This is a genomic window from Macromonas nakdongensis, assembly GCF_002837145.1.
Classification (GTDB): Bacteria; Pseudomonadota; Gammaproteobacteria; order Burkholderiales; family Burkholderiaceae_C; genus Macromonas_B; species Macromonas_B nakdongensis.
In genome coordinates, this window is sequence record NZ_NWMV01000075.1 from 1 (window position 1) to 8,788 (window position 8,788).

General features: G+C 64.9%; 8 protein-coding genes and 2 tRNA genes. All 10 read right to left on the reverse strand.

Annotated elements, in window-relative coordinates:
* The coding region (locus tag CON77_RS10845; RefSeq protein WP_304442157.1) for a biotin/lipoyl-containing protein at positions 1-375 on the reverse strand (375 nt) is incomplete at its 3' end.
* Between the two features lie 39 nt (positions 376-414).
* A complete protein-coding gene (locus CON77_RS10850) occupies positions 415-3,294 on the reverse strand; it encodes a 2-oxoglutarate dehydrogenase E1 component (protein ID WP_101049164.1) in 2,880 nt (959 codons plus the stop codon).
* Positions 3,295-3,516: 222 nt separating this feature from the next.
* Positions 3,517-3,693, reverse strand: a complete 177-nt coding sequence (locus tag CON77_RS15190) for a hypothetical protein (protein ID WP_157826918.1) — start codon at positions 3,691-3,693, stop codon at positions 3,517-3,519.
* A gap of 126 nt (positions 3,694-3,819) precedes the next feature.
* A complete protein-coding gene (locus CON77_RS10855) occupies positions 3,820-4,194 on the reverse strand; it encodes an ArsR/SmtB family transcription factor (RefSeq protein WP_101049165.1) in 375 nt (124 codons plus the stop codon).
* A 125-nt stretch (positions 4,195-4,319) separates the two neighbouring features.
* Entirely contained in the window at positions 4,320-6,221 is a 1,902-nt protein-coding gene (locus tag CON77_RS10860; RefSeq protein WP_101049166.1) for a propionate--CoA ligase, read from the reverse strand.
* A gap of 160 nt (positions 6,222-6,381) precedes the next feature.
* Positions 6,382-6,456 (reverse strand) — tRNA-Val (locus CON77_RS10865).
* Positions 6,457-6,466: 10 nt separating this feature from the next.
* Positions 6,467-6,541 (reverse strand) — tRNA-Val (locus CON77_RS10870).
* A gap of 51 nt (positions 6,542-6,592) precedes the next feature.
* Positions 6,593-7,309 carry a DNA polymerase III subunit epsilon gene (gene dnaQ / locus CON77_RS10875; RefSeq protein ID WP_101049167.1) on the reverse strand — a complete coding sequence of 239 codons (717 nt, stop codon included), beginning with the start codon at positions 7,307-7,309 and terminating at the stop codon, positions 6,593-6,595.
* 12 nt (positions 7,310-7,321) lie between these two features.
* A complete protein-coding gene (gene fdx, locus CON77_RS10880; RefSeq protein ID WP_101049168.1) occupies positions 7,322-7,660 on the reverse strand; it encodes an ISC system 2Fe-2S type ferredoxin in 339 nt (112 codons plus the stop codon).
* Position 7,661: 1 nt separating this feature from the next.
* Positions 7,662-8,788: Hsp70 family protein (locus CON77_RS10885; protein ID WP_157826919.1), on the reverse strand; the 1,127-nt coding region annotated here is incomplete at its 5' end.

The window sequence follows — 8,788 nt, forward strand, 5'->3', positions numbered from 1 at the left end:
GTCGGCCATCAGCTTGGCGGCTGCGGGCATGGCCACGCCACTCATGTCCTTGCCGGTGGCAGCAGCCGCGGCGGGCGCCGGAGCCGGTGCAGCAGCGGCCGGGGCGGCCGCGGGAGCCGCCGCAGCCACTTTGCCGTCGGTGTCGATGCGTGCGATCAACTGGTCCGACACCACGGTGCCGCCGTCACCCACCACCAGTTCGGCCAGCACGCCGGCGCCGGGCGCGGGCACTTCCAGCACCACCTTGTCGGTTTCGATCTCGATCAGGATCTCGTCGGCCGCGACGGTGTCACCGACTTTTTTCTTCCACTGCAGCAGCGTGGCCTCGGCCACGGATTCCGACAACTGCGGCACTTTGACTTCTACGATAGCCATGATGTAACTGTCCTTGAATGCGTTGTTCTGTTCGGGGGCTTACTTGGTCAGGATGAAGCCTTTGAGCTTGGCAAAAGCCGCGTCCACCAGGTGCTTCTGCTGGTCCTGGTGCAGGTGGGCATAACCCACAGCCGGCGACGCCGACGCCGCACGACCGGCGTAACCCAGGCGCTGCCCCTCGAGCATGTTCTCGTGGATGTTGTGCTGCACGAAGAACCAGGCGCCCTGGTTCTGCGGTTCGTCCTGGCACCACACGATGTCGGTGGCATTCGGGAAACGCTTGAGCTCGGCACCGAAAGCCTTGTGCGGGAAGGGGTACAACTGCTCGACGCGGACGATGGCCACGTCGTTGCCGCCCTTTTCCTCGCGCTTCTTGACCAGGTCGTAGTACACCTTGCCCGAACAGGCGATCACGCGCTTGACGTGGGCGGCGTTCTTCACCACCGCCTCGTTCTGCTCGCCGATCACGGTCTGGAAACCGCCCTTGGTGAACTCACTCAGCGGCGAAGTGGCATCCTTGTTGCGCAGCAGGCTCTTCGGCGTGAAGATGACCAGCGGCTTGCGCAGGTTGCGCACCATCTGGCGACGCAGCACGTGGAAGATCTGGCTGGCCGTGGTCGGCTGCACGATCTGCATGTTGGTGTCTGCGGCCAGCTGCATGAAGCGTTCGACGCGGGCCGACGAGTGCTCGGGGCCCTGGCCCTCGTAGCCGTGCGGCAGCATCAGCGTCAGGCCGTTGGCACGGCCCCACTTCACTTCGCCGGAGGCGATGAACTGGTCGATCACCACTTGGGCGCCGTTGGCGAAGTCGCCGAACTGGGCTTCCCAGATCACCAGGGTGTTCGGATCGGAGCCGGCATAGCCGTACTCGAAGCCCAGCACCGCCTCTTCCGACAGGATGGAATCGATGACCACGAACGGGGCCTGGTTCTCGGCCACGTTCTGCAGCGGGATGTAGGTGCCCACGTCCCACTTTTCGCGGTTCTGGTCATGGATCACGGCGTGGCGGTGGGTGAAGGTGCCACGGCCGCAGTCCTCACCCGACAGGCGCACCGGGTAACCCGACGCCACCAGCGAGGCAAAGGCCATGTGCTCGCCCATGCCCCAGTCCACGTTCACCTCGCCACGGCCCATGGCGGCGCGGTCGGCATACACCTTTTTCACCAGCTGGTGAGGCGTCACGCTGTCGGGAATGGTGGTGATCTTGTCCGACAGGCGCTTCCACTCGGTCAGCGGAATCGCGGTGTCGCCGGCGTCGGTCCACTTCTTGCCCAGGAAGGGTGCCCAGTCGACCGCGTACTTGCTCTTGAAGTTGGTCAGCACCGGATCGACGGTGTGGCGGCCTTCGTCCATGGCCGCGCGGTAGGCCTTGGCCATGTCGTCGCCCAGCGTCGCCCCCAGACCTTGAGCGGCCAACTTGTCTGCGTACAGCTTGCGCGTGCCGGGGTGGGCGGCGATCTTCTTGTACATCAGCGGCTGGGTCAGGCTCGGGGTGTCCTGCTCGTTGTGGCCCAGCTTGCGGAAGCAGATGATGTCCACCACCACGTCTTTGCGGAACTCCATGCGGTATTCCAGCGCGAGCTGGACCGCCAGCACCACGGCTTCCGGGTCGTCGCCGTTGACGTGCAACACCGGCGACTCGACACCCTTGACGATGTCGGTGCAGTACAGGGTGGAACGCAGGTCGCGCGGGTCGGAAGTGGTGAAGCCGATCTGGTTGTTGATAATCAGGTGCACCGTACCGCCCGTGGTGTAACCACGGGTCTGGGCCAGCGCCAGGGTTTCCTGGTTCACGCCCTGGCCGGCAAACGCGGCATCGCCGTGCACCAGCACCGGCAGCACCTGGCTGCCACGGACGTCGCCACGGCGGTCCATGCGGGCGCGCACCGAGCCTTCGACCACCGGGTTGACGATTTCCAGGTGCGACGGGTTGAACGCCAGGCTCAGGTGCACCGGGCCGCCAGGGGTGGCCACATCAGAGCTGAAGCCCTGGTGGTACTTCACGTCACCGGCCGGCAGATCTTCGGGCGCGGTGTGGTCGAATTCGGCGAACAGGTCCTTGGGCATCTTGCCCAGGGTGTTGACCAGCACGTTCAGGCGGCCGCGGTGGGCCATGCCGATGACGATTTCCTGCACGCCTTTGGCACCGGCCTGCTGGATCAGCTCGTCCATCGCGGCGATGAAGCTCTCACCACCTTCCAGCGAGAAACGCTTTTGCCCCACATACTTGGTGTGCAGGAAGCGCTCCAGGCCTTCGGCCGCGGTCAGGCGGTCGAGGATGTGCTTTTTCTTCTCGGCGGTGAAGTTGGGCTTGCTGCGGATGCTTTCCAGCTTCTCCTGCCACCAGCGCTTTTGCGTCTGGTCGCTGATGTACATGTACTCGGCGCCGATGCTGCCGCAGTAGGTTTCGCGCAGCGCGTTGAGCAGCTCGCGCAACGGCATGGTTTCGCGGCCAAAGAAGGTGTTGCTGGTGTTGAACACCGTTTCCAGGTCGGCGTCCGTGAAGCCGTAAAACGCCGGGTCCAGCTCGGGGATGTGGTCGCGCTCGGTGCGCTTGAGCGGGTCGAGGTCGGCCCAACGCTGGCCGACGTTGCGGTAGGCGGCGATCAGCTGCTGCGTGAAGACGCGCTTGCGGCCCAGGTCGGAGTCGGCGCCGGCGGCAATCACCACCTGGGTCACACCCTGCTTGGCACGTTCGGCAAAAGCGTTGATGACGGGCAGGTGTGGCACGTCACGGGCATCGCTGCCATCGACCGCCGGCACGTGCTGCAGCGCGTCGAAATAGGCGCGCCAGGAATCGGGGACGCTGGTGGGGTCGGCCAGGTAGTTTTCGTACATCTCTTCGACATACGGCGCATTGCCGCCGAAGAGATAGGAGTTGCCGTTGTAGGCAACGTAGACGCTGTTCGTCTCGCTCATGGGTTCGCTGACCTCCGTTTCCCTGAAGGAAACATTAGCTGGTTGGAAAAACCTTCCGCGACACGGCTGGACCGATTGGCGGATGCGACAGTGACTGGAAGGACCTGTGCACCCGGCATTGTGCCATCGTTCGCCTGGGGATGACAATGAATTTGTGCTTGTCTCCGACGTTCGCACCGCCCGGAATGGCAAAGGCTGCAGCGGCTGTGCGACGTTGAATGTTTATTTCTTTTCGGGAGTTTCGTCGTCTTTGTTGACAGGCAACTGACCGGAGGTGCCAACGCTGACCGTGCCACCGCCAGCCGACACCCCGACGCCCACACCGATGCGCCCGTCCGTGCCGACCGACACCCCCACGCCCGTGTGCGGCCCCACCGGGATGCTGAAACCCACGTTCATGGAGCCACAAGCGGCCAACGCTGCACACAGCAAGGCCACGCCGATCCGGCGCAGCGGCCTTGGACTGGAAAGTGAAAAAGTCGCCATCGGCCCATTGTAGGCCGATCGACGAGCCCCGAGCCGGGTTCAGCTGGCCGCGCGCGGCGACAGGCGGTCGGCCGCTGGGATGGCGGTGGGCTCGTCCATTTCAATCGCGATCTGGGTGCAGACCGTGCGGCACAGGGTCACCGCCTTTTCGCTTTGCACCCGGTAGATCACCTGGGTGCCCTCTTTGCGCTTGGCCAGCACACCGGCGCGGTACAAGAGGTTGAGGTGTTGCGACAGATTGGGTTGTGTCGTGTCGATTTCGGCCAGCAATTCCGACACCGATTTTTCCTTGTCGCACAAGGCGCTCAGGATGCGCAGGCGCATGGGCGTGGCCAAAATGCCAAACAATTCGGCCGCCAATTCAAACACCCGGGCTTTTTCCACACCAGCCGTCGGGTCGATGATTTCCTGCATATATAACCAAGCCCTTGAAGATCTGGGTGCAATGATAGCGTTCTTGGCCGAACAAACAAAGACGCCGCTGCCCACATGGGGCAACGGCGTGCCGAGCGATCACCCCGAACGGGGCAACCACGGGGTCAGACCATCAGGTCTTTGATCTGCTGCAGGGCGGCCGGATCGTCCATGGTCGTCAGGTCGCCGGGGTCGCGGCCTTCGCACACCGCCTGGATGGCGCGGCGCAACAGCTTGCCCGAGCGGGTCTTGGGCAGCACGCCGACGAAACGCACACGGGCCGGGCGCGCGACCGCGCCGAGTTGCTCGTCCACCACCTTCATGATGGCGCCTTCGAGCTTGAGCGCGTCTTCCGCCGAGCCGGCCAGCGTCGCGTCCTTGAGCACCGCGAACGCCACCGCCACCTGGCCCTTGAGTTGGTCGGCCACGCCCACCACCGCCACTTCGGCCACGGCCGGGTGGCTGGAGATGCTCTCCTCAATCTCGCGGGTGCCCAGGCGGTGGCCGGCGACGTTGATCACGTCGTCGGTGCGGCCCAGGATGAAGAAGTAGCCGTCTTCGTCCTTCACGCCCCAGTCGAAGGTGCTGTACATCACCTTGTTGTGGATGCTGGACCAGTAGGTCTTGACGTAGCGCTCGTCGTCGCCCCAGATGGTTTGCAGGCAGCCGGGCGGCAGCGGGCCGTTGACCGCGATCACGCCCTTCTTGTTCGGCTCGGTGATCTCTTCGCCGGTGTTTTCGTCGATCAGGCGCACGTCAAAGCCGTACACCGCCTTGCCCGGCGAACCGAACTTGGTGGGGGCCTGCTCCACACCGTTGCAGATGGCCATGATGGGCCAGCCGGTTTCGGTCTGCCAGTAGTTGTCGATGATGGGCTTGCCGATGGCTTCGGCGATCCAGGTCGCGGTCGGCTCGTCGAGCGGCTCGCCGGCCAGGAACAGGGCCCTGAGGCTGGACAGGTCGTACTTCGTCAGGTAAGCCGGATCCTGCTTTTTGAGCACGCGGGCGGCGGTCGGGGCCGAGAACATGACACTGACCTTGTACTTCTCGACCAGGCTCCACCAGACGCCGGCGTCGGGGCGGGTCGGCAGGCCTTCGTACATGATGGTGGCCATGCCATTGATCAGCGGACCGTAGATGATGTAGCTGTGGCCCACCACCCAGCCGATGTCGCTGGTGGAGAAATAGGTCTCGCCCGGGTTGCCCATGTAGATGTGCTTCATGGACGCGGCCAGGGCCACGGCGTAACCGGCGGTGTCGCGCTGCACGCCCTTGGGTTTGCCCGTGGTGCCGCTGGTGTAGAGGATGTAGCTCGGGTGCGAGCTGTCCACCCATTCGCACGGCACCTGGGCATCCAGGTGTTGCGCACGCAGGGTGGCGTAGTCGACGTCGCGGCCGGCCACGGGCGCCAGATCGGCCAGCCCGCGGTTGACCATGAGCACCCCGCTCGGCTTGTGCGCGGCCAGTTGGATGGCCTCGTCCAACAGGTGCTTGTACGGCACCACCTTGCCGCTGCGCATGCCCGCGTCGGCGCTGACGATGAGCTTGGGCTGGGCGTCGTCGATGCGACTGGCCAGGCTGTGGCTGGCAAAACCGCCAAACACCACCGAATGGATCGCACCGATGCGCACGCAGGCCAGCATGGCGAAGCAGGCTTCGGCGATCATGGGCATGTAGATCAACACGCGGTCGCCCTTGCCCACGCCCTGGCTTTGCAGGATGGCGGCCATGCGCTGCACCTCGCTGTGCAACTCGCGGAAGCTGTAGGCCTTTTCGGTGTTGGTTTCGGTCGAGACGAAGATCAGCGCGTTCTGGTCGGCGCGGTCTTTCAGGTGGCGGTCCACGGCGTTGTGGCACAGGTTGGTCTGCCCGCCTTCGAACCAACGGGCAAAGGGGGCGTTGTCGTAGTTGCAGACGCGGTCGAAAGGCCGGTGCCAGTCGATCAACTGGGCCTGATCGGCCCAGAAGGCATCTCGGTCGTCGATGGAACGGCGGAAAAAGGCGTTGTAGCTCGTGTTCGCGGTCATGGCGTCTCCAAACGGAAATGCACCCAGCGAACGGGTGCATGCTCAAATGAATTCATAATTATTTGACGCCGCGCTTGCAGATGGCTGACAAGAAAACACCGCAACGCCCTGGAAAAGGACAACAAAAAAGCCCCAACGGGCAACCGTTGGGGCTTTGGTGTGGTGGGTGATACATGGATCGAACATGTGACCCCTGCCGTGTGAAGGCAGTGCTCTACCGCTGAGCTAATCACCCGATATCGGGATGGTGGGTGATACATGGATCGAACATGTGACCCCTGCCGTGTGAAGGCAGTGCTCTACCGCTGAGCTAATCACCCATCAAGCCTCAAATTATATACTGCTTTTGGTCTGGTTTTGAAGGGAGCCGCTTATTGTTGAACGGGCGTCTGTGCCCGCCAAACGGTTTTGCCTTTGCTGGCCTTGTCCAGATCGGCCAGCACGGCCTCGTGGGCCTGGCTTTCGCTCTCGTTGGCGCCCAGCACAGGCAATGCAAATTGCGACAGGTCCACCAACACCGGGCCGCGGGCATCGCTGCCCGAGCCGGCATCGATCTCCATGACCAGGGCGTTCTGACCTCGGGTCAGGTTGATGTAGACGTCGGCCAGCAACTCGGCGTCGAGCAAGGCGCCGTGCAGCGTGCGGCCTGAGTTGTCCACGCCCAGGCGGTCGCACAGGGCGTCCAGGCCGTTGCGCTTGCCTGGGAACATTTCCTTGGCCATGACCAGGGTGTCGATCACCCCACCGACCAGCCCGCGGGTGCGGCCGTGCCCCAGACGGCGGAATTCCTCGTCGAGGAAACCGATGTCGAACGGCGCGTTGTGAATGATCAGCTCGGCCCCAGCCAGGTAGTCCAGCAGGTCGTCAGCCACATCGGCGAATTTCGGCTTGTCGGCCAGGAATTCGAGCGTGATGCCGTGCACCCGCAGCGCGTCTTCGTGGATGTTGCGCTCGGGGTTGAGGTAGAAGTGGCGGTTGTTGCCGGTGAGTTTGCGGTTGAGCATTTCCACGCAACCGATCTCGATGATGCGGTCACCGTCGAGCGCGGACAGGCCCGTGGTTTCGGTGTCGAGGACGATCTGGCGCATGCGCGGCGGGACTCAGTGGTTTTCGCGGGCGTGGTTGATCGTGTAGCGCGGGATCTCGACCGTCAGGTCGGTCTGCGCCACCCGGGCCTGGCAGCTCAGGCGCGACTGCGGCTCCAGCCCCCAGGCCTTGTCGAGCAGGTCGTCTTCGTCTTCCGTGGCCTCGTTCAGGCTGGAAAAACCTTCTCGCACCACCACGTGGCAGGTGGTGCAGGCGCAACTCATGTCGCAGGCGTGTTCGATTTCGATGTCGTGGTCCAGCAGGGCTTCGCAGATCGTGCTGCCCGAGAGGGCCTGGATGCGGGCCCCTTCGGGGCAGAGGGTCGGGTGCGGCAGAACGGTGATGGTGGGCATGTCAAAGATTTTCCACGTTTTGGCCGGCCAGGGCTTGGGCGATGCTGCGGTTCATGCGCTGGGCGGCGAAGTCTTCGGTGCCCTTGGCCAGCGCACCGGTGGCGGCTTCGATGGCGGCGGCGTCCTCGCCCTGGCGGGCCTGGTCGAGTGCGGCCAGGCAGGCGTCGATGGCACTGCGTTCGGCCTCGCTCAGCCAGTGCCCGTCGGCGGCCAGGGCGCTGCGGGTGGCGTCGAGCATGCGCTGCGCGTCCACCCGGGCCTCGACCAGGGCGCGGGCCTGCATGTCCTGCTGCGCCGTGGCGAAACTGTCCTGCAGCATCGCGGCAATCTGCTCGTCGCTCAGGCCGTAAGACGGTTTGACGTCGATGCGGGCCTCGACGCCGGTGCTCTGCTCGCGCGCGGCCACGGTGAGCAGGCCGTCGGCGTCCACCGTGAAGGTGACGCGGATGCGCGCCGCGCCCGCGGCCATGGGCGGAATGCCGCGCAGCTCGAAGCGCGCCAGGCTGCGGCAATCGGCCACCAGGTCGCGTTCACCCTGCACCACGTGCAGGGCCAGGGCGGTCTGGCCGTCCTTGAAGGTGGTGAAGTCCTGGGCCAGCGCCGTGGGAATGGTGGTGTTGCGCGGCACGATGCGCTCGACCAAGCCGCCCATGGTTTCCAGCCCCAGGGACAGCGGGATCACATCGAGCAACAGCAGGTCGCCGTCGGGGTTGTTGCCGGCCAGCTGGTTGGCCTGGATGGCCGCACCCAGTGCCACGACCTCGTCGGGGTTGAGGTTGGTGAGCGGAGCCTGACCGAAAAACGCGGCCACCGCCTCGCGCACCACCGGCATGCGGGTGGAACCGCCGACCAGCACCACACCCTGCACCTCGTCGCGCGCCAGGCCGGCGTCGCGCAGCACGCGCCGCACCGCCGCCATGGTGCGCTGGGTCAGTTCGGCCGTGGCCGCGGCGAAGTCGGCATGGACCACGGCCACCTCGCTGCGCTGACCCTGCACCTCCAGCGCAAAGCGCACCGTGTCGCCCGACACGGCATGCGCCGACAGCGCCTCCTTGCAGCGGCGGGCCTCGGCCAGCAGTTGCGCGCGCTCGCTCGGGGGCAGGTCGGCCGCGTGGACCGAGCGGCCCG

What these genes read in the sequence shown, in the direction of transcription:
- fdx (WP_101049168.1), bottom strand. Translation starts at nt 7,660, where the DNA reads ATGCCCACCATCACCGTTCTGCCGCACCCGACCCTCTGCCCCGAAGGG.
- CON77_RS10860 (WP_101049166.1), bottom strand. Translation starts at nt 6,221, where the DNA reads ATGACCGCGAACACGAGCTACAACGCCTTTTTCCGCCGTTCCATCGAC.
- CON77_RS15190 (WP_157826918.1), bottom strand. Translation starts at nt 3,693, where the DNA reads ATGAACGTGGGTTTCAGCATCCCGGTGGGGCCGCACACGGGCGTGGGG.
- dnaQ (WP_101049167.1), bottom strand. Translation starts at nt 7,309, where the DNA reads ATGCGCCAGATCGTCCTCGACACCGAAACCACGGGCCTGTCCGCGCTC.
- CON77_RS10855 (WP_101049165.1), bottom strand. Translation starts at nt 4,194, where the DNA reads ATGCAGGAAATCATCGACCCGACGGCTGGTGTGGAAAAAGCCCGGGTG.
- CON77_RS10850 (WP_101049164.1), bottom strand. Translation starts at nt 3,294, where the DNA reads ATGAGCGAGACGAACAGCGTCTACGTTGCCTACAACGGCAACTCCTAT.